We start from the raw sequence: 25,752 nt of genomic DNA on the forward strand, positions 1-25,752 counted from the left end.
ATGACGAATATAAGCATGTATACGATGTGTCTTGTAATCGATGGCGAAAAAGTTCTTTTGATAAATAGGCCACCTGACAAAGGGTTTCCCGGTTATATTGGACCTGGTGGGAAAGTGGAATTTCCAGAAAGCCTGACAGAAGGTACTATACGAGAAGTGCGTGAAGAAACGGGTCTTGTGATAAGTAATCTTAGATACAAGGGCTTGGATGAATATGTGGACGAAATAAATGATGAAAGATACATGGTCTTTAACTACATAACGAACACCTTTAAAGGGCATCTCTTAGACTCTCCACCAGAGGGAGAATTGAAATGGGTGGACATTTCAAAAGCTATGGAACTCCCTATGCAAGATTGGTTCAAGGAAAGATTTCCTCTATTTTTTGAAAAGGGTACGTTTGAAAAACATATCGTCTGGGATGATAAGGAGAAGAAAGCAATAAACGCGGTGGTAACGAGGCATTAGGAGAAAAAAAGCATCCGATCATAACTCGAATGCTTTTAGGATGCCTTTTTCTTTTTTAAGGATAACCAAGTAATTTTTGGTTCCGTCTTCTGGATAATCCTCCCGATATTTGCCCGGTGTTTAAATATGACAAACGCCGTAAGGAGAGAGACAGCAATTATTAGTGGAAGATCTCCATATAGAATGCTATAGATGGTTGTCACCACTCCTGTAAGCATGGAGGATAATGATACATATTTTGTCAAGAACAAGAACAGGAAAAAGCAGAACAACATAAGTCCGAACATAAGCGGATTGGCAAACAACAACACGCCGCCAGAAGTTGCTACAGCCTTCCCCCCACGAAATTTTGCAAAAATGGGATAAACATGTCCGACAACTGCGCACGCACCAGCAAGAAGCGGATGAATGTCAGCTCCTAGCAAAAATGGCAAGGATGCAGCAAGTGTTCCTTTCAAGATGTCACAAATGGTCACAATCATTCCGGCTTTAATCCCGAGTGTCCGGAACGTGTTCGTTCCACCAAGGTTTCCGCTTCCGTGTTCGCGGATGTCGATCCCATAGCCCACTTTCCCAACAACAAGTGCAAATGGGATGGAGCCGAGAAGGTATGCAATTATAATAATAAGTAGTTCAGTCATTCATTAAACCCCTTTATGTAATAATTCCTATCTTTAATATATGTTAATTTTAACACGAAGCAAAGGATTTCTTGCAACTTATCACGAATTTTTTATGAGTAAGTCTTAATATCAGGTATGAGAAGTTGTTAAATAGCTCTTAAACGGGTATAACAATGAATAAATAAAGATGAAGGGGAATGATAACATGAATATGGAAATACCTAGCCGTGAAGAGATCGGGAAAATTCTAAAAAAGAGCAAGCGAATTGCAGTAGTGGGGTTGTCGGATAATCCTTCCCGTACCTCCTATATGGTATCTAAAGCAATGCAGGATGCAGGCTATGAAATAATTCCAGTTAACCCGACAGCCAAGGAAGTTCTTGGCGTAAAGGCAGTACCTTCTTTGAAAGATGTCGAGGGCCATATTGATATCGTCAATGTATTCCGCCGTTCCGAGCATCTATATGGAGTTGCCGAAGAATTTCTACAAGTAGATGCAGACGTTTATTGGGCACAACTTGGGCTTGCAGACCAGAAAACGTATGAATTATTAAAGGAAAAGGGCTATACTGTCATTATGGATCGTTGTATTAAAGTGGAACACGCTTTAACAAAATAGATCAAGTCGTCCTTGTTTTTATCATTAAAAACAAGGATTTTTATTCTTTTTATTAGGCTCTTTTCTCAACAATTGTTGTTTTCTATTTTCTCGTAAAATATCGGGAAATTGGGCTTTTTAAAGCAGATTTACTCTAAAATATGTATGTAGCTTTTTTGTACAGTAAGTCAAAAAGCATGATAGGAAGAAATGTAACGGTTAATTTATACATACGAAATTACAATAAATTTTACGAACACAACCTTTTATTACAAAATAAGCCAGATTATGTTGGCTAATCGTTAACAACTCTATACAATAGAACATAGACAAGTTTCAAATGTATGATAATATATAAACGAATATTTGTTGTTCTTAAACGACAAATGCGTATACTAAACCGTTTTACTTATACATAAAGATTTATTGGCAGTAGCATTGAAAGGGGTATGTTTTTGGTGGCAAAAAATACGATTGAATATAACGATGATGCGATACAGGTATTAGAAGGTCTTGAAGCTGTACGTAAACGTCCTGGTATGTATATTGGAAGCACGGACAGCAGAGGTCTTCATCACCTTGTATACGAAATCCTTGATAACTCCGTCGACGAAGCGTTGGGCGGGTACGGGGATCATATCATTGTGACCATACACAAAGATAATAGCATAAGCGTGAAGGATAAAGGCCGTGGTATGCCTACCGGAATGCATAAGATGGGAAAACCTACCCCCGAAGTAATTTTAACCGTATTGCATGCAGGAGGAAAGTTTGGTCAAGGTGGATACAAAACAAGTGGAGGACTACATGGTGTAGGTGCCTCTGTCGTGAATGCTTTATCAGAATGGTTGATTGTTACGATCAAGCGAGATGGGATCGTTTATGAACAACGTTTTGAGAATGGTGGAAAGCCGGTAACCACACTTGAGAAAATCGGTACAACGAATCAAACAGGTACTACCATACATTTTAAACCGGATACAACTATTTTCAGTACCATCACTTATAACTTTGAAACTTTGTGTGAACGTCTTCGTGAATCAGCCTTTTTGTTAAAAGGTTTAAAAATAGAGCTTAACGATGAGCGGAACTCCGTCAAGGAAGTCTTTCATTATGAAAGTGGAATTGAAGCATTTGTTTCCTACTTGAATGAAGAAAAGGATTCCCTACATAATGTCGTATCCTTTGAAGGTGCACAGAATGGTATTGAAATTGATTTTGCCTTTCAATTTAACGATGGGTATTCAGAAACGATTTTGTCCTTTGTAAATAACGTGAGAACAAAAGATGGTGGTACACATGAGGCGGGTGCGAAAACGGCCATGACCCGTATTTTTAATGAGTACGCCAGGAAAGTGAATCTTCTCAAGGATAAGGATAAAAACTTGGACGGTTCAGATATTCGTGAAGGTCTTTCTGCCATTATTTCTGTGCGCATTCCTGAAGAGCTTTTACAATTTGAGGGTCAAACGAAAGGAAAACTTGGAACGAGTGAGGCACGATCTGCAGTGGACAGTGTAGTGTCCGAGCATCTGGCATATTTCTTAGAGGAAAATCCAGAAACAAGCTCCATGCTTGTAAAAAAATCTATTAAGGCCTTCCAAGCACGTGAAGCAGCTCGTAAGGCAAGGGAAGATGCCAGAAGCGGGAAAAAGCGTAAGCGTTCAGACGCTATGTTGAGCGGTAAATTGACTCCTGCTCAATCCCGTAATCCTCAGAAAAACGAAATTTACCTCGTGGAGGGGGACTCTGCAGGAGGTTCAGCAAAACAAGGCCGTGATCGCCGTTTTCAAGCGGTTTTGCCACTTCGGGGTAAAGTGATCAATACCGAAAAAGCCAAGCTAGCCGATATTTTCAAAAACGAAGAAATCAATACGATTATCCATGCGATAGGCGGGGGAGTTGGACCGGACTTTTCAGTGGATGATATCAACTATGACAAAGTTGTCATCATGACGGATGCCGATACGGATGGGGCGCACATCCAGGTGTTGCTGCTTACCTTCTTCTATCGCTATATGAAGCCGCTTATTGAAGCTGGAAAAGTGTTCATTGCACTTCCTCCTCTTTACAAAGTGAGCAAAGGTACTGGAAAGAAAGAGGTATTGGAATACGCATGGTCCGATGAAGAACTGCAAGGAGCCATCCAGAAGATTGGGCGTGGCTATACCATCCAGCGTTATAAAGGTCTTGGTGAGATGAATGCGGACCAACTCTGGGAGACAACGATGAACCCTGATACCCGTACTCTTATTCGCGTACGAATCGATGATGCGGCCCGTGCAGAACGTCGTGTGACCACACTTATGGGTGATAAAGTGGAACCAAGACGTAAATGGATTGAGAGCCATGTAGCGTTCGGACTTGAAGAAGATCCTAATATTCTAGAAAATGATAACTTGTTGGTCGCAACAGAGGAGGTATAACAGATGACACAGACAGAGAAATTTCACGACCTACCCCTAGAAGAAGTTTTAGGCGACCGATTTGGACGTTATAGTAAATATATTATCCAAGAACGTGCATTACCAGATGCCCGTGATGGACTTAAGCCAGTGCAACGCCGTATTTTATATGCGATGTATGCGGAAGGAAACATACACGATAAACCGTTCCGGAAATCAGCCAAAACAGTCGGTAACGTAATCGGTAACTATCATCCACATGGAGATTCCTCTGTATATGATGCCATGGTACGTATGAGTCAGGACTGGAAGGTTCGTAATATGCTAATCGAGATGCATGGAAACAACGGTAGCATTGATGGTGACCCTCCAGCAGCAATGCGTTATACAGAAGCAAGGTTATCACCTATTGCGTCTGAACTTTTGCGAGATCTTGATAAAAAGACGGTTGAATTTATTCCGAACTTTGATGATACATCCCAGGAGCCGGTCGTCCTTCCAGCGATGTATCCAAACCTTTTAGTAAATGGGTCTACCGGTATTTCGGCTGGTTATGCAACAGACATTCCCCCTCACCACCTGGGAGAAGTAATCGATGCGACCATCATGCGAATTGATAACCCAACAGTCACTGTCGATGAACTCATGACTGTGATAAAGGGACCGGATTTCCCTACTGGCGGTATCATTCAAGGGGTAGAGGGGATCAAGAAAGCCTATGAAACTGGCAAAGGGAAAATCATTGTCCGTGGTCTTGCGGAAGTGGAGGATATCCGTGGGGGCAAGAAACAAATTGTCATTACAGAGGTGCCGTACGAAGTAAACAAAGCAAATCTTGTTAAAAAAATTGATGAACTCCGTTTTGACAAAAAAGTGGACGGAATCGCCGAGGTACGTGATGAAACCGATCGGACCGGTCTACGTGTTGTCATTGAGTTGAAAAAAGAAGCAGATGCAAATGGTATTTTAAATTATTTATATAAAAATACAGACCTGCAAATCACCTTCAACTTCAACATGGTTGCCATCTATAAAAAGCGGCCGACTTTGATGGGATTGCCACACTTCTTGGATGCATACATCGATCATCAAAAAGAAGTAATCTCCAACCGTTCCCGTTTTGAGCTAGAAAAAGCGAAAGAGCGTCAGCATGTAGTGGAAGGCTTGATGAAAGCCCTATCCATCCTGGATGAAGTGATAGCAACCATCCGTGCTTCAAAAGACAAACGGGACGCAAAAGATAATTTGATTGCGAAATTCACGTTTACGGAGCCGCAAGCAGAAGCCATCGTTTCCTTGCAGTTATACCGTTTAACCAATACAGATATCACGGCATTGCAGGCCGAAGCAGATGACCTTGCCAAAAAGGTGGCGGAACTAGAAGCAATCCTTGCAAGCGAAAAAAAGCTGTTCTCTGTCATTAAATCGGACTTGAAGCGCGTGAAAAAGCTTTATACGAATGATCGCCGCTCGAGAATCCAAGAACAAATAGAGGAAATCAAGATCAACCTGGAAGTGATGATCCCATCTGAGGATGTCATCGTCACGGTCACGAAGGATGGATACGTGAAGCGTACAAGCTTGCGTTCTTACTCTGCTTCCAATGGCCAGGATTTTGGCATGAAGGAAACGGATAGAATCATTTCCAAGTTGGACATTAACACAACCCAAACATTGTTATTGTTCACAAACAAGGGTAACTACTTGTATCTACCTGTCCATGAACTGCCGGATATCCGTTGGAAGGACATGGGCCAGCATGTAGCAAATATTGTTCCAATTGATAGAGATGAATCCATTATCAAAGCGATTCCGGTCAGCAACTTCGAGGAACCTAAATTCTTGTTGTTTGTCACCCGCAACGGAATGGTCAAGAAAACAGAGCTGAATGCATATAAAGCCCAGCGTTACTCCAAGCCGCTGATGGCAGTAAACCTAAAAGGTGATGACCAAGTTGTGGATGTACACCTTACAGATGGAGCTCAAGATATCTTTTTGGCGACGAGAAGCGGATACGGACTGTGGTTTACAGAAGAAGAAATCAATGTCGTAGGAGCCCGTGCAGCTGGGGTGAAAGGCATTAATTTGAAAGATAGTGATTTTGTTGTGAGCGGCTTAGTATTTGAAAAAGAATCAAAGGCCATGTTGTTTATCGCAACCCATCGCGGTGCCGTAAAGAAATTGAAAATTACCGAGTTTGATAAAGCCACACGTTCCAAACGTGGTCTGGTTATGCTGCGAGAAGTGAAGAATAATCCTCACCAGATAGCAGCCGTGGAGTTAGTCGAGCCTTCTAGTTTCATCTATGTTCAAACAGAAAAAGGAACCGTGGAGAAACTTGCAGCCGCCTCGTACCGTAACAATGACCGCTATTCCAACGGATCCTTCGTCCTGGATCAACAGGAATCAGGAGATGTAGTGGAGATGTGGGTGGAGACGGAAGAGGAAGTAGAAGGGAAGTAACTTGGAAATATTGATAGATGTACCGCTTTTCTGCGCTAAGGTTTAGCGTGGAGACGCGGTTTTTTTGATTTTACGGGAAAGTGGTTATTGGAGTTTACTGGAGTTATATTATGTGAACTGGTTGGGTGGTTTGAATCTATAAATGGTAGAACATTTAACTAAAGTGGTAGAAGGGAGATTGGGAAATGGAGAAGGTGGAGCTTAAATGGTAGAATGGCAAGTAAGCATGCTATATCTATCCCTGGTATAATACATATAATTGACAACATAGCAGAAATTGGACAACTCTCAAGGCATATCATCTAATAATCTAAATAATATATGGGAAGGAAGAGAGGGCGATGCAATATTGAAACCGGTGTTATTGGTTGTAGATGTACAAAGAGGATTTGACGATCCTGCATGGGGGGACCGTAATAATCCAGAAGCAGAAACTAAAATGCTAGAACTCATGAGGATATGGAGAAATAAAGATTTTCCTATCATCCATGTTCAACATGTTTCCCAAGATCCAAACTCCAAACTTCATCCAAGCAATTCAGGATTTGCATTTAAGAAGGGGTTTGAACCTTTAGAAGAAGAATATTTCATCCGAAAAAAAGTGAACAGCTGCTTTATCGGCACGGAATTGGACAATTACCTAAAAAACAATGGTTATCAGACTTTAATTGTTATTGGGCTCACTTCAAACCACTGTATATCCACAACTGTAAGAATGGCAGGAAATCTGGGGTATAGAACATATGTTTGTGATGATGCTACAGCAGCATTTGAGGCCACTTCCTATGATGGTTTGCACCTAACCGCGGAAGAAGTGCACCGGCATGCACTATCCGCTTTGCATGAGGAATTTGCAGAGGTTGTGTCTTGTTATCAGGTAATAAATCTAGTAGAAGAGACTACAAAAACAACGTCCTAATTATAACTGGACGTTGTTTTTTCAATAGTGGGTTTTATCGTTTTTTGTATTCCAATTCATAAATGGTTGTAGGGAATTTATAAGAGAGAGTTGGATGAAGGGAAGTGTACGGTTGGCTGGGGCTAACTGAACTTCGCGGTAGATAAAGTCATCATCGAACTGAATGGAAGCAGCATCTTTTCGGTCCGCAGCAAAATAAACTGTTTGAATTCTTGCCCAATAGATAGCTCCAAGGCACATCGGGCAGGGCTCACAACTGCTATACAAAATACAATCTTTTAACTCAAAGGAATTTAACTTCTGACATGCAAGACGAATCGCCATTACTTCAGCGTGAGCGGTAGGATCCATGTTTGCAGTGACCTTGTTTCCACCTTCCGCTATAATTTGATTGTTTCTCGTAATGACTGCGCCAAAGGGACCGCCATTTTCTATTACATTTTGAATGGCTAAATCAATTGCACGGTGAAGAAAGAATTCATGAATAGTTTTCTCCAATCAAACCCCTCCAATTACTCCACTTTACATCATTCTATTGGCAGGAATTTATATTTATTACTGTTTAAAGGCATTCTATCAAAATACTAAATAACGATGATTTTATATTACAAAAATTTCCCATGGTAATTAATTGAATGAAGTACTATGTCGCTTTTAGTAGAGAACTGTAGGAGATTCTCAGAAAGTTGATAGTTCTTGTCGATATTTTAGGACTATATACCTAAAGGTAAAAGGTCTATTTATGTATAATTATATACAATGTAAGAATTTTTAGAATTATTTGTCGTTCTAAAGAGGGGGTGAACAAGTACATAGGACTGGGGAGAAAGTCTTAAGAGAATGACGAAAAATTAAACAGAGGGGATGTTTTAAGTTTGGGAAGAAAAGCTTCTAAATTATTGTTTGGCTTATTAACACTTGCTTTAGTTTTTTCCACGTTTAACTTTAGTACATATGCGAACGGAGGAAAAACACAGAATACAACAGTAATTCCTTTAGCTGAAGTATTTGGAGATATTGAATTATCTTCTTCAAGACCGACATCTGTCATCGTTGAGTTGGAAGCGGAATCTCTAGTGGAAGCGAAGCATAAAGGGAATAAACAAACTAAGGCAGGTTTGAAAAAGGAGAGAGGAAAAGTAATTGGCGAGTTAACCAAGGCAGTCAAGAGTGCAGAGGTTAACAGAGAATATGACTATGTATTCTCCGGATTCTCTGTTGAACTACCAGGAAATGAGATTATTAAACTTTTAGCAATTCCTGGAGTTAAAGCGGTTTACCCGAACATTCATTACACGGCAGATGTAATCTCAGCAGAAGAAATTTCAGCTGAATCATTCAGCCCTGCAATGATGGACAGTGCACCGTTTATTGGATCTCATGACGCATGGGATGCTGGATTCACAGGTAAAGGTGTAACGGTTGCTGTAATCGATACTGGGGTTGATTACACACACCCGGATTTAACTCATGCATTTGGTGACTACAAAGGATATGACTTTGTAGACAATGATAATGATCCACAAGAAGGTCCAGGTCAATACCATGGTACTCACGTTGCAGGTACTGTAGCGGCAAATGGTGGTATAAAAGGGGTAGCTCCAGATGCTACACTTTTAGGGTATCGTGTATTAGGCCCTAACGGTGGAACAACTGAAGATGTAGTCGCAGGTGTTGAACTTGCTGTTCAAGATGGTGCAGACATTATGAACCTATCTTTAGGTAACTCTCTGAACAATCCGGATTGGGCAACTTCTATTGCGCTTGACTGGGCAATGGCTGAAGGGGTAGTGGCGGTAACTTCAAATGGGAATGCTGGTCCGAACAATTGGACAGTAGGATCTCCAGGTACTTCACGTGAAGCGATTTCTGTAGGGGCGACACGATTACCATACAATGTTTATTCATCTGTTATTAATACATCAGAGGCTATATCATACCCAAGTGCAAAAGTAATGGGCTTCCCATCTGATGAAGAATTACTTGCTCTTAATGGAGATGAATACGAGTTTGTATATGTAGGACTGGGTTCAGAAGAAGACTTTGTAGGTAAAGATTTAGAAGGGAAAATTGCTCTAATTAGCCGTGGTGAGTTTGCATTTGTTGATAAAGCTATAAATGCAAAAAATGCAGGGGCTATAGGCGCTATCATTTTCAATAATGTAGCCGGAGAAAACCCTGATGTTCCAGGTATGGCAGTTCCAACAATTAAAACAACTCTAGCAGATGGTCAAAAGCTATTGGCAGAATTAAATGCTGGAAACAATAAAGTTTCATTTGATATTAATTTTGATAAAGCTGTCGGCGAAACAATGGCTGATTTCTCATCCCGCGGTCCTGTAACACTGACTTGGATGATCAAGCCGGACGTTTCTGCTCCTGGTGTAAATATTGTAAGTACATTCCCAGACAACAGCTATGCAGCCTTACAAGGAACTAGTATGGCATCTCCACACGTAGCAGGAGCTGCAGCGTTAATTTTACAAGCGAACCCAACTTGGGGAACTGAAGATGTTAAAGCAGCATTAATGAATACCGCAGAAGATATGATTAATCCAGCTACTGGGAAAGTTTATCCTCACAACACACAAGGTGCAGGTAGCATACGTGTATTAGATGCTATCCAAACTAAAACTTTAGTAGCACCTGGTAGCCATTCCTTTGGGAAGTTTGTAAAAGGTAATGGTAAACAAGTTGAAAAATCTCACTTTGAAATCAAAAATCTTTCAAAAGAAAGAAAAACGTACAGCTTTGATGTTGAGTTTGCAGGTAACCCTGAAGGCATCAAAGTAATGACAAGTAACAACTTGAAAGTAAATGCAGGGAAATCCCAGAAAGTTAACTTTAATGTTCAAGTCGACGGATCTAAATTGGATCCAGGTTATTACGAAGGTACCATCTTGGTTCGTGACGGGGCAAGTACAATTAAAGTTCCAACAATTTTATTTGTAGGCGAGCCAGATTATCCACGTGTAACTGGAGCTTTCATGGAAAAGGCTGAAGAAAGTAACTATTATGTAGGTGCTTACTTACCGGGTGGCGCAGAAAAAATTGAATATGATATTTATGTATTCAATTCTAATGGTACGATAGGTGGATTTGTAGACACAATCGGATCTTTTGAAAATGCTCCAACACCATATCATGAATTCCTCTGGGATGGAACTGTCCAAAACGGAATTAACTTACCGAATGGTGATTGGGTAATGGCTGTCTATGTTGAAAAAGCAGGCGTTACAGAATATAAGGCATATTTAGTAACAAAGAACTGATGATAGAAAAACACCTTCAAGGAGAACCTTGGAGGTGTTTTTATGAAAGCATAACTAATTTTACAGAAAGCAATAACTTTATTATGTAAACTCAAATGATACTGACATAAGGGGGGAGTGAACGATAGAACTTTGAGGATTTTATAAGGGATAATTATTAAAAATTTTACTTAAATTTATCTGTAGCATTTAATATCAGTAATTTAAGCTCTAAAGTTAATTTTATTAGTTTGATAAGCTGGATCAAGAAAACTTAACAATAAAATTAATTTAATAAACTATATTATATTTTCTCTTTTTCGTCTCACTATCATAAGTTTACTCTGTTTCTGATACAAAATGTCTGATTTTATAAAAGTTCCTATAATAAGTATTATGTCTACCCCGAAAAATAATAAAGTTTAGAGGAGTATCCTAAATACTCCTCTGCTCTCAAGTATTTATACGTTTGTTATAATTGAATACTAGCAAACCGGTCATCAGTTTTTATCCAACTTTCTAATTGCTCAACAGTAATATTTGCATGTAAACGTGCTTTTTCTATGGAGTTGTAAAAATCAAACTCTTTAAGGAATACTCGTTGCTTTGTTGGTTTTTTTGATGTTTTATTTACTAACTGTTCAGCTGATAACTTTTCTTTATTAAAAATCTCGAATTTTCTTTTAAGATATAATCCCTTATTTGTGTATATCCAATCACCAAATTGTTTTATGGTCTTTTTACCGCTAATGTAAATCCTGAAGTGATTATCTTTACTTTTTATATTAGGATCATACCCTCTAACATCCAGTATATTTCTTAAAACTGAAATAAAGGAATACGAGCCTCCAACAAAGTTTATCATATTTCCTTTTTTGTATATACTTCCATCCCCATCAAAATACCCTCTGACAAAATGATGCATATATTTATCTGGTACGTAAGGAAATTCCACAGTTTTAGACTTGTTTGGTGTTAAACCATGGATATTCATAAGGTCATCTTTAATGATTTTGCTGTTTATATTAAGGAAGTGTACGCCATTTTTATATTCACCAATTGGATGGTTAGACTCCATTTCATCCCTTATTTGTTCTAGTATCTCGATTTCCTTTTGAGCGAAGCTTACTGTTTGCATTTCTCCACTTATAACTCCATCCGCTAAGAAAAAACCTAATATATATGCCATGTTCGGTGACCAGTACTTGAAATAATCTTCATTAATTTGATACTTCCTTTTCCAATGTCCCCTTGGTCGCAGTTCTACATTATTTTTCTTAAGAATTTGTGTAATTCTTCGACTTGATACATTCCCCGCGATTGCGATCTCAGTGGTACTCATTCCATCATCATACATTTTAATAATTTCTGGGAGGTTTAAGGTGATTTTTCTATTTGGCATCTGCTTCATATTTTCCCCTTCCTCTCATATAGATCTAATTACCTATATCTATATTATACGAACATTTGTTCTTGCTAGCAAATAATAGCACTTCCCTCCATAAAAAAAAGAAAAACCGCTCATCCCTGAGCAGCTTTCCCCTCCAAATTCATCAACTTTACTGTCAACCCAACAGCTCCCAAAACCATCAATCCTCCAATCCACGGAGTATGGATCAGACCTATGGAATCTACAATAATCCCACCTAAAAACGAACCAATCGCAATACCTACATTAAATGCTGCGATATTTAGTGCACTAGCGACATTTACTGCAGAAGGTACATATTCTTCTGCCAGATTCACGACCAGCATCTGCAGTCCGGGTACATTCATAAATGCAAACATCCCCATTAAAAAGATCACTATTAGCCCAACGACTTTAAATGGTGCAGCAAATGTTAAACCTATCAAAATGACGGCTTGCATAATAAACATCCACATTAGTGCCTTTAGAGGATTTTTATCTGATGCTTTCCCACCAATAACATTTCCGAGAGCAACTGCTTTTCCATATACAAGTAAGATACCACTCACCCATTTTGCGCTGAATCCTGTGACATTTTCCAAAAGTGGTGTCAAGTAAGTGAATGCAACGAAAGTTCCTCCATAGCCTAAAGCGGTTATGGCAAAAGCCATCAGCAATTTACTGTTTTTCAAAACATCAAGTTGCTTACGTAATTTGGATGGTGGTGCCTCTTTCAAATTACGTGGAATCAGAATGGCACTTGCTACGGCACCAATCACTCCTAATAAAGCTACACCCCAGAAAGTCGCTCTCCAGCCAAACATTTTACCTATAAATGTCCCGAGGGGTACACCTGTTACCGTCGCCACTGTCGGGCCTGTAAACATCAATGCAATAGCGCTGGCTCTTTTATCCTGCGGAACTAGATCTGCAGCAATTGTTGCCCCTATGGAAATAAAGATTCCGTGTGAAAAAGCGGTTATAAAACGTGCTACCAAAAGTAATTCATAGCTGTTGGATAATGCTGCGACGGTATTACCAATAATAAATACAACCATAAGTGAGATGAGTAGTGTCTTGCGATTCAATTTATTAGTAAGTGCCGTTAAAACAGGTGCTCCTACGGCAACACCCATTGCATAACCTGATATCAACAAACCAGCCAAAGTGATGGAGATGTTCAAATCATTAGAAATCGTTGTCAATAATCCCACTGGAACAAATTCAGTGGTACCAATTCCAAATGCACTAATTGCTAGTGCAATCAATGCTAACGTACCATTTTTCCTTTTTGTTTTAGGATGATTTATAGAAACTGTTCGTGAATTCATAGTAAATAGCCTCCTTCTTAAATTACGGATAACCCTTTGGCGCCTTTCGGGCATCCTTTCGAGTTCTTATTATGGAGGCAGTTGTTTATATATGTAAGTACGCACTTTAAAGTGAGGTAGGCACCTGGAAGTACCCTATTTACCTTTTAGGGCATGGTGGTATAATGAGTGAAATGAATTCCAAAAAAAGAAGGGATACTTTATGAAGAAATACAACATTCCAGTGGAAGCTGCATTGGAAGTTATTGGTGGCAAGTGGAAAGTAGTAATCCTGTGTCACTTAATAAAAAGTAAAAGGCGAACAAGCGAACTAAAAAGACTGATGCCTTTATTACGCAAAAGATGTTAACGCAACAACTAAGAGAACTGGAGTCTGATGGTGTTGTCAATCGGATTATTTATAATCAAGTTCCCCCTAAAGTGGTGTATGAATTGACGGAATACGGATGGTCCCTAAAGCCTGCTTTAGATATGCTTTGTGCGTGGGGAGAACACCATATAGAAAAAACCTATCCAGATAAAGAAACGGTATTAATGGATAACAATGAAATATAATAAAACCCCTTTCCTACTTAGAAAGGGGTTTTACTCATTCATTCCCACTTGGCAACACTTCATAAGCCATTTTACGGATGATGACTTCATGTTCCGGGTACTTTTCCATTAACTTTGATTGGGTGAACATTTCAAAATCCTTGAATTCAAATCCAGGTGACACCATACAACCAACTAATGCATAGCTGTCTGGGAAATCCACTGTAGATCCGAAAATAGAGTTTTTAGGGACTAATACTTGTGGTTTCTCCCCTCTTTTTATATTTAAACCTAGCTTATGCTGTACATACTCCCCGCTTTCTGTGATGACATGCACGGTTAACGAGCTTCCCCCATGGAAGTACCATAATTCATCCGATTTTAAGCGATGAAAGTGTGAAATGTTTTTATCAGTGAGCAAGAAATAAATGCTCGAATACAGCTTCCTCTTTCCTTCAAAAGACACACTTAATTCATTATCTGTGATATTCTCCTCTGAAACGTATGTTTGCTTGTAATAGCCACCTTCCGGATGTGCTTCAAGTTCTAACGCTTCTACCCATTCGTTCACTTTATCTAGGCTCATTATTTCTACAGGCTCCTTATGTCTTTATTAACAGCTAAATTATAGCAAACAAAACAAAAACCCAACAGAATTATTGGGTTTAGTCTTCTCTATTCTTTTTATCATGAATAGTTAGTTCTTCCGAAAATTCCGTTTGTAATTCCATTGGCTGGGCAGACCTCTTCGTTCTCTTCCTAGGATGATCAGGGAATATACTTTTGACCAGGTATAGATGAAAGAACACTTCAAACACAGTGATCGTTAATGCGGCGATTGCAGATGGTAAGAGGAATCCTGCACTTAAATTGGTCAGGATATACACCAAAAATGCGATAGTGGCAAAGTTAAATACAAAGTCAAATACAGCAGCAAATGTATAATTGGTTCGTGGCAATACCATATTATCCCCCACAAAATAAGAAAAAGTGACAAGTATCGCAGTCGTCAAGAGAATATTTAGAAATGAGATTGCAGCAAACCCATTCAAGAAAAAGGATAAGATTAAAAAACTAACGATAAACTTGATCAATATAGGCATAACATGCTTCATATGCTTCACTCCTTTTCCTATGTAGATTGCTCGATGAAAAGGTGTTTTATACAGTTAAAACCCCTCGTTATTAAAACGAGGGGCCCTCCTTATCCTGCAATATCGCGGTTTCGAAACCCTACAAAACCAACAAGTGTAAGAACGATGGCAATCAGTGTAAGGATTGAAAGGGTCAGATAGTTGATTTCTTCCACTGGAATCTGTGGAATGTGTCCATATGGAGAAAGGTTTGCCATCCATTCAGGTAGCTTCAGCATGCCACCAAGATAAACAACAAAGAATGAATAACCTAGTATAATCCAAGTGAGACCGGTCATTTTCGACTTTAAACCAAGTGTGGCAACTCCAATACCAGTCATAATCCACAAAGCAGGCAAATAGACCAACCCGGCCTTTAAAAACGACTGAAGGGATATCGGATCGTCCATGACTGAATCTGCTGCCACCCACAAGCCCAATATAGCTAGGAGCAACATCACCAAACCAAAAACCAAGGACAAAGTCAAGTAGCTTCCTAATAACCTGGATCGAGAAACAGCTCTCGCAAGGATATGCTCAGTAAGCCCCCTCTTCTCCTCCCCTTTAAGCTTCAATAAAAACATAATAGGAGGAATGGTGCAAAGCATGGAGATAATGGCCATGAGCATGGTCATAAACTGTTCGGTCAATGTGAATCCTTCAACCGGTGGAAGCATCTCAGCCATCATTTCATTACTGGAAAAGAAAGACTCCAGATCTCCCAGGACGGAACCATAAGAAGCCCCCAAAATGAACATCCCAATCGCCCATGATATTATCCCTGTCCGTTGAAGCCTGAATGCCAAGCCAAAAGGGCTTTTCAAAAAGGCTGAAGCGTGAATCTTACCAGGCTTGGTAGCAATAAATCCAGATCCTAAATCCCGGATAGCATGTAAGGAAAGTGCAACCAGAGCTATTAGGGCAGCTACACCTAATGTAAGTAATATTGGCCACCAATAGTCGTTTACATAAACTTCTGTTCCAAGTATCCAGCCCAGTGGCGATGTCCAAGATAATGCTTCATTACTAACGTCCCCTATTGCACGAATCAAATATGCGACCCCCAGCACGGTAAAAGACAAGCCGATGGTCCCTCTTGAATTTGCCGAAAGTTGTGCAAACAAGACTGTTATAACTGTAAACAGAATCCCTGTTGCTCCAAGCGCTCCTCCATACAAAAGAGAACCATTCAAACTCATGCTCTCAATTCCTAAAGAGAATAAACTGAAACCAATAATTAGAGCGAGTAGTAGATTTGTACAAACCAAAACAATTATTGTCGCGGTCACATTTGCCAGCCGTCCAACAGGCAAGGAACGGATTAATTCAACTCGTCCTTCCTCCTCATCATTTCTTGTATGACGAGTAACGAGCAGGATGCTCATGATGGCAACCACGATAGCTGTAAATAAAAGCATCTGGTGTGCCATCATCGGTCCTTCTGTATAGTTTTCCAACCCATAGCCTTTTCCGACCATGGCGGTCATAGCAGGATTTTTCATGGTTTCAGCAATTGCTTGTCTTTCTTGGTCATTCGCATATAAACCAGAAAAAGAAGTGGCTGTTAATATAGTCACCAATGTAATGGAAACTAGCCAGATTGGGATACGTATTTTATCCCGCTTAAAAATGAAGAAAATCAGGCTACCCGTGTTACTAAATCGTTGCTTCCACATCAGGCTTCCCCTCCCGCTCCTGTAATGGGAGTGTCGACGCCCTCATAATGACGCATAAACAAATCTTCCAGTGTCGGAGGAGAACTCTCCAATTTCAAGAGTCCATACTGGCTTACATGTTTCATCACAGTATGGAGTTCTTCAGAATCCACTTGAAAAGATAATGCAGAATCTTTTTGTTCAATTTCATGAACACCTTTCAACGAATGTAAACCTTCTATCGTTTGTTTCGTTTCAATCAAAAGATTTGTTCTAGTTAAGTGTCTCAGCTCTTGTAAAGTGCCTGTTTCTATGATCTTACCTTGGCGAATGATTCCGACACGGTCGCAAAGCTTCTCTACCTCAGAGAGTATATGGCTAGATAGAAGGACACTTTTATCGGCAGCCTTTGCCTCCATCACACATTCCTGAAAAATCATTTCCATTAATGGATCAAGACCAGAAGTTGGTTCATCCAATATATATAGATCTGCATTTGAAGCAAATGCAGCAACTAAAGCTACCTTTTGCCGGTTCCCCTTTGAATAAGTTCTACATTTTTTAGAAGGATCCAATTTGAATTTTTCAATAAGTGCTTCCTTCTTCCTCTTGTCAGTGCCTCCGCGCAACTTCATGAAGAGGTCAATTACTTCTCCTCCAGTTAGGTTCGGCCATAATGTCACATCACCAGGTACATATGCAATGCGTTTATGGATTTCTACAGCGTCCTTCCATGCATCAAGCCCAAATATCTTCGCTTCCCCATGTGAAGCTTTTAGAATGCCCAATAATATACGGATGGTGGTGGATTTCCCAGCTCCATTTGGTCCGATGAACCCGTATACCTCACCGCTGTTTACGTTCAAATTAACCATGTCCAATGCAGTGAATTTCCCAAAAGTTTTACTTAAATTGTTTGTCTCTAATATGGTCATGAAAGACCCTCCTCTTTCATATCTGATTCAAATGAATAAATATGAAATATTTTAACTTATATAGTTCATAATATATAGTAAAATCTCCTTTGACAAGAGTTTATGAAATATTTTATTTGTTTTATTACATATTTTTATTTAAAATAAAGAGGAGGTGAACGAAATGGACGGTTTTCAACGTCGTAGAGAACAAAAGAAACAAGATATCCTTGAGGCAGCCATGACTCTTTTTATGGAATATGGCATCCAGAAAGTATCTATTTCAGAAATTGCACAAAAGGCAAATGTTTCGCAGGTAACGATCTATAACTACTTTGAAAGCAAACATAAATTAACAAGTGATGTGTTTGGATATTACATAAACAAAACTACGGATGACTTTGAAAAACTCATTCATAGCGATATACCATTCCCGGAAAAAATCAAACAGATTATCTTTAATAAGAAAGAAATCTCCAAGCAGATACATGAAGAGTTCTATCTTTTTATGATGAAGGAATATTCGGCGGAAGGTAATATCATTGAGAAAATCTACGTGGAAAAGGCATTGCCCTATTTTTCACAACTGTTCGAAGAAGGTAAGGAGCAAGGATATGTAGACCCCAACCTCTCCCAAGAAGCGATCTTATTCTATGTACAGATGCTGAAGGACTATATGCAACGGGAAGATGTATATCAGAAAGTACTTCCCCTGACAGAGGACATAACCAATATCTTTTTTTACGGTATTATCGGCAAAAAAGACTAAAAAACAGGCTCCCTTAAGATAGGTGCCTGTTTGTAGTGTTTATCCTTTTTTAATGACCTCATCGATAATCCCATAATCCTTTGCTTCCCCTGCAGTCATAAAATTATCCCTGTCGGTATCCCGCTCAATTTTTTCAATTGGCTGTCCAGTATATTCAGCAATCATCTTGTGCAAATCGTCCTTTAATTTCAAGATTCTGCGGGCGGATATTTCAATATCCGTCGCCTGCCCTCTTGCCCCACCGAGTGGCTGATGAATCATGATTTCGCTGTTCGGTAATGCCATCCTCTTCCCTTTAGTTCCCGCCATAAGGAGCATCGCGCCAAAAGAAGCCGCCATTCCGATGCAAATGGTCCTTATATCCGGCTTAATATAGTGCATAGTATCAAGGATGGCAAATCCCGAGGTAGTGGAGCCGCCTGGGCTGTTGATGTAGATGGATATCTCCTTTTGCGGATCATCTGCCGCTAGAAATAAAAGCTGGGCAACTACACTGTTAGCGATTTGATCATTAATCTCATCCCCAATCATGATGATCCTATCTTTCAACAGACGGGAATAGATATCGTAGGAACGCTCTCCTTTATTGGATTGTTCTATTACATAAGGTATGGCCGTCATTTTTTCTTCCTCCTTTTGTTATGCTGCACACTTAAATACGTTAATTGGAGGTGGAGTAGAGAGTGATTGAGGTTTGTCTAGATCTTTCGATACAAATGCAAATAGTGTAGGCAAAGCCTTTATCAAAGGACTAGGATCTTCCTCCCTGAGACTTTCCTGGAATAACACCGGAATGATTTCCCTTTCTTTCTCGTTCCAGAAGTTTTCGACAAAATCACTTTTTGTCGTTTCCTCATTTTTCAGTCGCTTTCTAGAACGGTGTAAAGAGGATTTAATCGCACCCTCAGTTGTTCCCAAAAGGTTTGCTATCTCTAGAGCCTGATAATCAAACGCTTCTTTCAAAAAGAAAATGATGGCCTGTTTTGGTGTCATATTCGTCAAAAGGACTTCTGTTGTGATGATTGCTTTTTCCACATGAGGATTTGTAGACGTTTGCTCGTCCGGGACATCCTGCAAGAGTTCATTTTGTCTCTTTCGTACAATATCAATCCACTGGTTATAAGCAATTTTTTTTAGCAACTGATTACTTATAACCGCAGAATTACTGTAATGCTGAATTGTTTTGGTTATGGCTTCTTGAGCAAGATCACTTCCGTCCCATTCATTTTTTGTGAGAAAAAGGCAGTACCTAAGCAAGTTTTGATATGTCTCATTTAGTTCCTCATCCTGATAGCAGAATGTTAAGTTACCATGATCTCCCTCTGCATTTTTCAAACTGAATCACTCCTTTACTCCACTCTATTATCTAAACGTTTCATACGCCCCTGAAGATACGGGGTAATATTAAATATTTTTGGAAGTCTGTAAACATACTGTAAAGAAAAATACCCCCACAAATTTTACATTATTCATTAATATTATATATACAATACATAACCAAGTATCATTATGTTCATGGGAGGTAGCTATGCAAACATATGTAAAGGATTCTTTATTAGAATGGAAGGAAGAGATGCTCAAGCAAAAAAAGGAAATCGATGATGAATATGAAAAAGTAAAATCCGATCTCCAGCTTTACTCCATAAAGTTCAGTATCACAAAACAAGTGATACAATCTACAATAAATGATGAAATCATTGAAAATATCAAAGAGTCCTATCACAGACCTTATGAAGAAAAGTTCCATGAACTTAAACAATACATAAAAGAATTGGATGAAAAGCGTAAAGTGTTTCAAATGTTTGTAGATAAAATAGATAAAGTAAGTGATACAGAATTGGTGGAAAAATAGGGTTATTAAGGCTGTCTGGAATTTCAATGCATTTCAGACAGCCTTCCTTTTTTATTGTGGCTTTACCATTTTACTTGGATCCACAAAGGCATCGAATTCATCTTCTGTAAGCAGTTCCAATTTAAGGGCAGCCTCTTTCAAAGTGGTCCCCTCAATATGTGCAAGTTTGGCGATTTGCGCTGCTTTTTCGTAACCTATATGGGGATTCAAGGATGTCACTAGCATGAGGGAGTTTTGAAGGTGCAATGCAATCTTTTCAAGATTAGGTTCCATTCCGCTGACACATCTATCGTTGAAACTATTCATGCTATCAGTCAAAAGCGTGACAGACTGAAGAAAATTGTAGATGATTACTGGTTTGAACACATTTAATTCAAAATTCCCTTGGCTCGCAGCTATTCCTATCGTGACATCATTTCCCATTACTTGCGTTGCAACCATTGTGAGTGCTTCACTTTGTGTAGGATTGACTTTGCCTGGCATAATGGAGCTTCCGGGTTCATTTTCCGGGATGATAATTTCCCCGATTCCGCTTCTTGGACCACTGGAAAGCCACCTTACATCATTGGCTATCTTCATTAAATCAGCGGCAAGCGCTTTTAATGCTCCGTGTACATATACAACTTGATCATGACTTGTCAGTGCATGAAATTTATTTGTTGCAGAAGTAAAACTTTTCCCGGTTAGCTGTGTAATCTCTTCCGCCACCATTTCTCCGAATTTTGGGTGCGCATTTATACCTGTCCCTACTGCCGTTCCCCCTATAGCCAGTTCTTTCATATGAGGAAGGCTCTCTGAAATCATTTTTTCATCCTTTTCAAGCATATGATGCCAACCGCTGATTTCTTGGCCCAGTGTCAGTGGGGTTGCGTCCTGTAAGTGTGTTCTACCTATTTTAATGACATCCATAAATTCCTCTGACTTTTGAAGCAAGGTCTCTTTTAGTCTAGTTAGAGCCGGAAGGAGTCTTTCCTCCACTGCTAACACTCCAGCGATGTGAAGGGCAGTGGGAAACGTATCATTGGAGCTTTGTGACATATTGACATCATCATTTGGATGAATCTTCTTTTCCTTAAAATTTTTTTCAATTAATAGCTGGTTTGCCCTATTGGCAATCACTTCGTTTATATTCATGTTGGATTGTGTCCCACTTCCTGTTTGCCATACAGCTAAAGGGAATTGATCATCCCATTTCTTATTTATAATTTCGTCTGAGGCCTCTGTGATCGCGTCGGCTTTTGCGGTGGATAGCTTGTTTAGCCTTTGATTACTTTTGGCTGCTGCTTTTTTCAATAGCGCAAAAGCGTGAATAATCTCGAGTGGCATCTTCTCAGCACCAATAGCGAAATTCTCAATGCTCCTTTGAGTTTGCGCACCCCACAGTTTATCCTTTGGGACCTTTATCTCTCCCATTGTATCTTTTTCAATTCTGTATTCCATATATGTACTCTCCTTTCTATTCATTACTTACTATTTACCTCTATTGTTAAAAGAAAAACGTAGGCTTTTCAGATAAGTATTTCTTTAAGTGCACAAAAATAACCTGCCTCTCATTTGAGAAACAGATTAGCTAATTAATTTGTAACTTCTTCTTTAATTGCATCCATTCTTTTGCTGACTTCTTCTTCTGTTAGACCGTGTTCTGTAATATAGCGGTTTCTTGGGTGTACACGGCATTCATGTGAACAACTGCGCAGGTATTTGTGTTCGTTTTCTTCTGAGCTCAAGATCTTTTTATTACACTCAGGGTTTGCACAGTTTACATAACGCTCGCAAGGTTCCCCGGAAAAATGATCTTTCCCAACCACCACATGCTCTTTCTGGTTGATAGGAACACTGATCCGCTCATCAAATACGTAGCATTGTCCATCCCATAGTTCTCCTTGCACTTCTGGATCTTTCCCGTAAGTGACAATTCCTCCATCCAACTGGGACACATCCTCAAAACCTTCCTCAAGTAACCATCCAGAGAACTTTTCACAACGCACGCCGCCAGTACAATACGTCAAAATCTTTTTGCCTTCAAAATTCTTTTTGTTTTCCTTGATCCATTGAGGAAGCTCCTTGAACGTGTTGATGTCAGGTTTTACTGCCCCACGGAAGTGCCCTAGATCGTACTCATAATCGTTACGAGCATCGATTACAACCGTATCTTCACTTTGAAGTGCTTCTAACCATTCTTTTGGTTTTAAGTGCTTACCTGTTGTTTTACGTGGATCGATATCATTTTCCAATCGTAAGGTCACCAGTTCTGGACGATAGCGAACCTTCATCTTTGGGAAAGCGTGTTCAGATACTTCGTCTACTTTATACGTAATTTCTGAGAATAACGGATGTGCATTCATATGTGCGATATAAGCATCTGTTTGCTCTACCGTCCCTGAAACTGTACCATTGATTCCTTCTTTTGCAATTAATACACGACCTTTTAAACCTAGGTCTTTGCAGAATTCTAGATGTTGCTGAGTGACCTCTTCAGGATTCTCAATATCCACATATTTATAATACAATAATACTCTATATTCTTGACTCATCATTATCACCAATACCTTTATAAATTTATCTATTTACATAGTTGACATAATTATTTCTATATATAAGAAGTTACAACATATTACTATATCAAAAATATTAGGAATGTGACAAGCTTTTATTACTATAACGCAAAGTGGTTGGTTTCATTCCATTGTTTTTACTTAATATGTATTGATTTACTTTAAGATTAGGGGTATATTTTACTCAAATGAAGGCGTTTTCAGACCATTTTATCGAAACGTTTCACTAATCATTCGAAAAGGAGTTGTTGAATTTGAAAAGATTGCTTGGGTTCTTTTCAATAACCATTATTGTGGTTATTTCGGTTCTTTATTTTACAAGCATTTCGGAAAAGGCTACCGTAGAACCGAAAGATGAAATGCAAAAAGAACTACTGGAAACTGCAGAAAAAACGTTTCGATTTTTTGAAGATTATACAGATCCTCAAACTGGCCTTACCATGGATCGTGTAGACTATGAAAAGGAAGAAACAAAAGCGGAGCACACCTCCCCAACTAATATCGCCATGTATATGTTGAGCATGGTTTCAGGTGTGGAACTTGGATACATTTCCAAAGAAGAAGCCGAGCGGAAACTGGATATAACCTTGCGGACATTAAATGAAATGGAAACTTGGAACGGACTTTATTACAATTGGTACTTCACTAAGGATGGCACGCAAAAAAAGGATTGGGGACAGTTCATCTCTAGTGTTGATAATGGATGGTTGACTGCCGGATTGATTGTAACGGGCCAATATTTTGATGGATTAAAAGAACTAACAGAGCCACTTGTGGAGCAAATGGACTATTCCACACTTTATGACCCTTCTGTTGGTCATTTATATGGTGGGTATGATAAGGAAAAAGAAAGTCTCACATCCCATCATTACGGTCTTTTATATACAGAGCCACGTGTAGCAAGTTACCTTGCTATAGGAAAAGGGGATGTCCCTGAAGAGCATTGGTGGAGATTGTACCGGGCATTCCCACCAAAGTTTGATTGGCAATCTCAGATTCCCTCGGGACCAATGAAAGATTACGATGGCGTAAATGTATTTCAAGGTGTCTACGAATACGAAGGAATCAAATATGTACCAAGCTGGGGAGGCAGTATGTTTGAAGCGTTGATGCCTAGTCTGGTGATGAAGGAAAATGAACTTGCCGTAAATGGTCTCGGCTTGAATAATAACCATCATGTACAAGGTCAAATCCGCTATGCGAAAGTGAATGGGTTGGAGGCTTGGGGCTTTTCCCCTGCAGCAATCCGAAATAATTATGGCGAGTTTGGAGCTCCTGTTTTAGGAGTAGAAGGGTATGAGGATAAAGGTATTGTAACACCACATGCAAGCTTTCTTGCTTTAGATCATGCTCTTGAAGAAGTATATGAAAATCTTAAAATACTTAAAAGCATGGGAGTATATGGGGAGGATTACGGTTATTTTGATACGGTGAATCTTCAAACAAGAGAAGTTGCACATACCTATCTTTCCTTAGACCAGGGAATGATTTTGGCTTCTATCACCAATTATTTAAAGGAAGGTGTCATTAGGGATTATTTTCATCAGGATCCAATTGGGAATAAGCCGGAACACTTATTGGAAGAAGAGGATTTTGGTATTAGAGATTAAACATAAAAAGAGCAGCATCTAAGCTGCTCTTTTTATGTTTCCATGGAATAGAGACTATTTTATTGAACCTATATAGGATAGGGAATCCACTTCTGCAGAATCAAAGGAACCATCCAGTATTTTTCTTATATCCTCAAGCATCGTATGCAGGTCAACATCTTCTCCTTTCTTACCGGAGAATGGTTCTGCAACAAAGAATGGTTGGGTTAAGTATGCTTCTAATCTCTCCCCCCTTTTATACGTTTGTACCTCAGTGTCAGGGAGTTGTTTTATTCCTCTTACTTGAACAAGTGAACGTAATTCTCGGTATCTTCTAAGAAGCTTCTGCGAACGTTGTTGTATGGATAAATGGTGTTGCTCTAGGTGGGCACCTTCTAATACGGAGGAGGTGGATTGTAAGGGATTAATTGCCGGATATTTATGTCTTGCCGCAAGGTCTGCATCAAATTGCCATATTGTTTCTAATGGTCCATAAGGTAGTTCTTCATCAACAACTTGCCCGCTTAAATCAAGTAGGAAGGTTGTAACTGTATTCATTCCTACCTTTTCTAGTTTGTTGTGTAGGTCTTGTATGTTACCATTCGCTACATGGCCACGGTCAGCAGTGAATATTACATCTTTATTTGGTCCAAGTTCCATGATTTTTTGATAAGCTTCTTCTATTGAATTAACAGTATGATCAACATAGTCAAGGATATCGTTCACTTCGGGATGTTCCCCCTTAGGTGTGAGCATAAGGGTATTGTATCCCTCTCGCTTAAGCCGATAAAACAATTCTGCCAACACGACAAGTTGCCCCATGCCTGGTCGTGCTACAAGACCATTGGTGCCTCCTTTAGTCAATGGAGCCAGCAAATCGATCGCTTTTATTTTTGTTTCAATCATGTCAACCTTCTCCCCTCTGAGTATCAATTCATCCAAGCTACACTCTGCTAGATCAGCTAACGCAATAATGGTGCGAACCTCTGCTCTTCCAACTGGAATTTTCCCTGTGCACAGGTTTGAAACTGTCGCGGGCCTTAACCCAACTGATTTGGCCGCACTCGTTAGGTTTGGTACCTTTCTCCGCAATAAAGCAACATTCAATCTCACATTTTCCATTATTTTCACCTCCTGTTACTTTTTAGAGTAACTGATGTTATATTCAAAAGCAACAGAAAATTACGTTTAGAGGTAATTATTTTTACTTTTTCCGCTCAGTAGTTTTAATTGTAACTTTTGGAAGGCTGATTGTAACTATTTCTTTCGTTATTGTAACTTTCTC

Annotated in this window: 21 protein-coding genes and 2 pseudogenes; 10 read left to right on the top strand and 13 right to left on the bottom strand. The window is 39.4% G+C overall.

The features are described 5' to 3' along the window. Positions 1 to 468 carry an 8-oxo-dGTP diphosphatase gene (locus EKQ44_RS04085; protein ID WP_237662273.1) on the top strand — a complete coding sequence of 156 codons (468 nt, stop codon included), beginning with the start codon at positions 1 to 3 and terminating at the stop codon, positions 466 to 468. Positions 469 to 503: 35 nt separating this feature from the next. Here the strand turns inward: EKQ44_RS04085 and plsY are convergent, their stop codons facing one another. Beyond that, positions 504 to 1,109, bottom strand: a complete 606-nt coding sequence (plsY, locus tag EKQ44_RS04090; protein ID WP_237662274.1) for a glycerol-3-phosphate 1-O-acyltransferase PlsY — start codon at positions 1,107 to 1,109, stop codon at positions 504 to 506. A gap of 187 nt (positions 1,110 to 1,296) precedes the next feature. On the opposite strand from plsY, the gene EKQ44_RS04095 reads away from it, so the two are divergent. The 4 genes from EKQ44_RS04095 (at position 1,297) to EKQ44_RS04110 (ending at position 7,476) form a co-directional block, all read left to right on the top strand. Next, positions 1,297 to 1,710 carry a CoA-binding protein gene (locus EKQ44_RS04095; RefSeq protein ID WP_237662275.1) on the top strand — a complete coding sequence of 138 codons (414 nt, stop codon included), beginning with the start codon at positions 1,297 to 1,299 and terminating at the stop codon, positions 1,708 to 1,710. Between the two features lie 428 nt (positions 1,711 to 2,138). After that, positions 2,139 to 4,115, top strand: coding sequence for a DNA topoisomerase IV subunit B (gene parE, locus EKQ44_RS04100; protein WP_237662276.1), 1,977 nt, complete (start codon positions 2,139 to 2,141; stop codon positions 4,113 to 4,115). Positions 4,116 to 4,118: 3 nt separating this feature from the next. Next, the gene (gene parC / locus EKQ44_RS04105) at positions 4,119 to 6,557 is read left to right on the top strand and encodes a DNA topoisomerase IV subunit A (protein ID WP_237662277.1); all 2,439 of its coding nucleotides are present in this window, start codon (positions 4,119 to 4,121) and stop codon (positions 6,555 to 6,557) included. A 358-nt stretch (positions 6,558 to 6,915) separates the two neighbouring features. Then, complete coding sequence (locus tag EKQ44_RS04110; protein ID WP_237662561.1) at positions 6,916 to 7,476, top strand: cysteine hydrolase family protein; 561 nt, start codon at positions 6,916 to 6,918, stop codon at positions 7,474 to 7,476. Positions 7,477 to 7,497: 21 nt separating this feature from the next. Here the strand turns inward: EKQ44_RS04110 and EKQ44_RS04115 are convergent, their stop codons facing one another. After that, entirely contained in the window at positions 7,498 to 7,974 is a 477-nt protein-coding gene (locus tag EKQ44_RS04115) for a nucleoside deaminase (protein ID WP_237662278.1), read from the bottom strand. Between the two features lie 377 nt (positions 7,975 to 8,351). On the opposite strand from EKQ44_RS04115, the gene EKQ44_RS04125 reads away from it, so the two are divergent. Next, positions 8,352 to 10,748: a S8 family serine peptidase gene (locus EKQ44_RS04125; protein ID WP_269151528.1), complete on the top strand. Its 2,397-nt coding sequence runs from the start codon at positions 8,352 to 8,354 to the stop codon at positions 10,746 to 10,748. Between the two features lie 451 nt (positions 10,749 to 11,199). Here EKQ44_RS04125 and EKQ44_RS04130 read toward each other — a convergent pair whose 3' ends face one another. Both EKQ44_RS04130 and EKQ44_RS04135 read right to left on the bottom strand, forming a co-directional pair. Beyond that, a complete protein-coding gene (locus EKQ44_RS04130) occupies positions 11,200 to 12,138 on the bottom strand; it encodes a helix-turn-helix domain-containing protein (RefSeq protein WP_237662279.1) in 939 nt (312 codons plus the stop codon). 110 nt (positions 12,139 to 12,248) lie between these two features. Next, a complete protein-coding gene (locus EKQ44_RS04135; RefSeq protein WP_237662280.1) occupies positions 12,249 to 13,466 on the bottom strand; it encodes an MFS transporter in 1,218 nt (405 codons plus the stop codon). A gap of 202 nt (positions 13,467 to 13,668) precedes the next feature. Between EKQ44_RS04135 and EKQ44_RS04140 the strand changes: the two are divergent. Continuing rightward, positions 13,669 to 14,021 (top strand): annotated as a pseudogene (locus tag EKQ44_RS04140) (winged helix-turn-helix transcriptional regulator). Positions 14,022 to 14,055: 34 nt separating this feature from the next. Here EKQ44_RS04140 and EKQ44_RS04145 read toward each other — a convergent pair. The 4 genes from EKQ44_RS04145 to EKQ44_RS04160 all read right to left on the bottom strand — a co-directional run bounded on the left by EKQ44_RS04145 (position 14,056) and on the right by EKQ44_RS04160 (position 17,723). Next, on the bottom strand, positions 14,056 to 14,586 hold the full coding sequence (locus tag EKQ44_RS04145) for a cupin domain-containing protein (protein ID WP_237662281.1): 531 nt from the start codon (positions 14,584 to 14,586) through the stop codon (positions 14,056 to 14,058). 79 nt (positions 14,587 to 14,665) lie between these two features. Continuing rightward, positions 14,666 to 15,115 (bottom strand): DUF2512 family protein, encoded by a 450-nt coding sequence (locus tag EKQ44_RS04150; protein ID WP_237662282.1) that lies wholly within the window; start codon positions 15,113 to 15,115, stop codon positions 14,666 to 14,668. Positions 15,116 to 15,204: 89 nt separating this feature from the next. Then, a complete protein-coding gene (locus EKQ44_RS04155) occupies positions 15,205 to 16,809 on the bottom strand; it encodes an ABC transporter permease (protein ID WP_237662283.1) in 1,605 nt (534 codons plus the stop codon). Continuing rightward, positions 16,809 to 17,723, bottom strand: coding sequence for an ABC transporter ATP-binding protein (locus EKQ44_RS04160; RefSeq protein WP_237662284.1), 915 nt, complete (start codon positions 17,721 to 17,723; stop codon positions 16,809 to 16,811). Before EKQ44_RS04160 ends, EKQ44_RS04155 begins: the two co-directional genes overlap by 1 nt. 163 nt (positions 17,724 to 17,886) lie before the next feature. Between EKQ44_RS04160 and EKQ44_RS04165 the strand changes: the two genes are divergently transcribed. Continuing rightward, on the top strand, positions 17,887 to 18,471 hold the full coding sequence (locus EKQ44_RS04165) for a TetR/AcrR family transcriptional regulator (RefSeq protein WP_237662285.1): 585 nt from the start codon (positions 17,887 to 17,889) through the stop codon (positions 18,469 to 18,471). Positions 18,472 to 18,510: 39 nt separating this feature from the next. On the opposite strand, the pseudogene clpP reads toward EKQ44_RS04165, so the two are convergent. Both clpP and EKQ44_RS04175 read right to left on the bottom strand, forming a co-directional pair. Continuing rightward, a pseudogene (gene clpP, locus EKQ44_RS04170) lies at positions 18,511 to 19,095 on the bottom strand (ATP-dependent Clp endopeptidase proteolytic subunit ClpP); the annotation flags it as partial. A gap of 15 nt (positions 19,096 to 19,110) precedes the next feature. Next, entirely contained in the window at positions 19,111 to 19,806 is a 696-nt protein-coding gene (locus tag EKQ44_RS04175) for a sigma factor-like helix-turn-helix DNA-binding protein (RefSeq protein WP_237662287.1), read from the bottom strand. Between the two features lie 193 nt (positions 19,807 to 19,999). Here EKQ44_RS04175 and EKQ44_RS04180 point away from each other — a divergent pair, with 193 nt between their 5' ends. Beyond that, a complete protein-coding gene (locus EKQ44_RS04180) occupies positions 20,000 to 20,323 on the top strand; it encodes a hypothetical protein (RefSeq protein ID WP_237662288.1) in 324 nt (107 codons plus the stop codon). A gap of 51 nt (positions 20,324 to 20,374) precedes the next feature. On the opposite strand, the gene fumC is transcribed toward EKQ44_RS04180, so the two are convergent. Next, positions 20,375 to 21,763, bottom strand: coding sequence for a class II fumarate hydratase (fumC, locus tag EKQ44_RS04185; protein ID WP_237662289.1), 1,389 nt, complete (start codon positions 21,761 to 21,763; stop codon positions 20,375 to 20,377). A 134-nt stretch (positions 21,764 to 21,897) separates the two neighbouring features. Continuing rightward, the gene (gene trhO, locus EKQ44_RS04190; protein ID WP_237662563.1) at positions 21,898 to 22,857 is read right to left on the bottom strand and encodes an oxygen-dependent tRNA uridine(34) hydroxylase TrhO; all 960 of its coding nucleotides are present in this window, start codon (positions 22,855 to 22,857) and stop codon (positions 21,898 to 21,900) included. Between the two features lie 275 nt (positions 22,858 to 23,132). On the opposite strand from trhO, the gene EKQ44_RS04195 reads away from it, so the two are divergent. Then, the gene (locus tag EKQ44_RS04195) at positions 23,133 to 24,488 is read left to right on the top strand and encodes a glucoamylase family protein (protein ID WP_237662290.1); all 1,356 of its coding nucleotides are present in this window, start codon (positions 23,133 to 23,135) and stop codon (positions 24,486 to 24,488) included. Between the two features lie 54 nt (positions 24,489 to 24,542). Here the strand turns inward: EKQ44_RS04195 and EKQ44_RS04200 are convergent, their stop codons facing one another. Then, a complete protein-coding gene (locus tag EKQ44_RS04200) occupies positions 24,543 to 25,589 on the bottom strand; it encodes an ATP synthase beta subunit C-terminal domain-containing protein (protein WP_237662291.1) in 1,047 nt (348 codons plus the stop codon). Between the last annotated feature and the right edge of the window lie 163 nt (positions 25,590 to 25,752).

The organism is Sutcliffiella horikoshii (assembly GCF_021991925.1).
Classification (GTDB): Bacteria; Bacillota; Bacilli; order Bacillales; family Bacillaceae_I; genus Sutcliffiella_A; species Sutcliffiella_A horikoshii_F.

Coding starts and splice junctions, on each gene's coding strand:
- parC (WP_237662277.1), top strand. CDS start 4,119: ATGACACAGACAGAGAAATTTCACGACCTACCCCTAGAAGAAGTTTTA.
- EKQ44_RS04145 (WP_237662281.1), bottom strand. CDS start 14,586: ATGAGCCTAGATAAAGTGAACGAATGGGTAGAAGCGTTAGAACTTGAA.
- EKQ44_RS04130 (WP_237662279.1), bottom strand. CDS start 12,138: ATGAAGCAGATGCCAAATAGAAAAATCACCTTAAACCTCCCAGAAATT.
- EKQ44_RS04200 (WP_237662291.1), bottom strand. CDS start 25,589: ATGGAAAATGTGAGATTGAATGTTGCTTTATTGCGGAGAAAGGTACCA.
- EKQ44_RS04165 (WP_237662285.1), top strand. CDS start 17,887: ATGGACGGTTTTCAACGTCGTAGAGAACAAAAGAAACAAGATATCCTT.
- EKQ44_RS04135 (WP_237662280.1), bottom strand. CDS start 13,466: ATGAATTCACGAACAGTTTCTATAAATCATCCTAAAACAAAAAGGAAA.
- fumC (WP_237662289.1), bottom strand. CDS start 21,763: ATGGAATACAGAATTGAAAAAGATACAATGGGAGAGATAAAGGTCCCA.
- EKQ44_RS04150 (WP_237662282.1), bottom strand. CDS start 15,115: ATGAAGCATGTTATGCCTATATTGATCAAGTTTATCGTTAGTTTTTTA.
- EKQ44_RS04160 (WP_237662284.1), bottom strand. CDS start 17,723: ATGACCATATTAGAGACAAACAATTTAAGTAAAACTTTTGGGAAATTC.
- plsY (WP_237662274.1), bottom strand. CDS start 1,109: ATGACTGAACTACTTATTATTATAATTGCATACCTTCTCGGCTCCATC.
- EKQ44_RS04085 (WP_237662273.1), top strand. CDS start 1: ATGACGAATATAAGCATGTATACGATGTGTCTTGTAATCGATGGCGAA.
- EKQ44_RS04180 (WP_237662288.1), top strand. CDS start 20,000: ATGCAAACATATGTAAAGGATTCTTTATTAGAATGGAAGGAAGAGATG.
- EKQ44_RS04155 (WP_237662283.1), bottom strand. CDS start 16,809: ATGTGGAAGCAACGATTTAGTAACACGGGTAGCCTGATTTTCTTCATT.
- parE (WP_237662276.1), top strand. CDS start 2,139: ATGTTTTTGGTGGCAAAAAATACGATTGAATATAACGATGATGCGATA.
- EKQ44_RS04095 (WP_237662275.1), top strand. CDS start 1,297: ATGAATATGGAAATACCTAGCCGTGAAGAGATCGGGAAAATTCTAAAA.
- trhO (WP_237662563.1), bottom strand. CDS start 22,857: ATGAGTCAAGAATATAGAGTATTATTGTATTATAAATATGTGGATATT.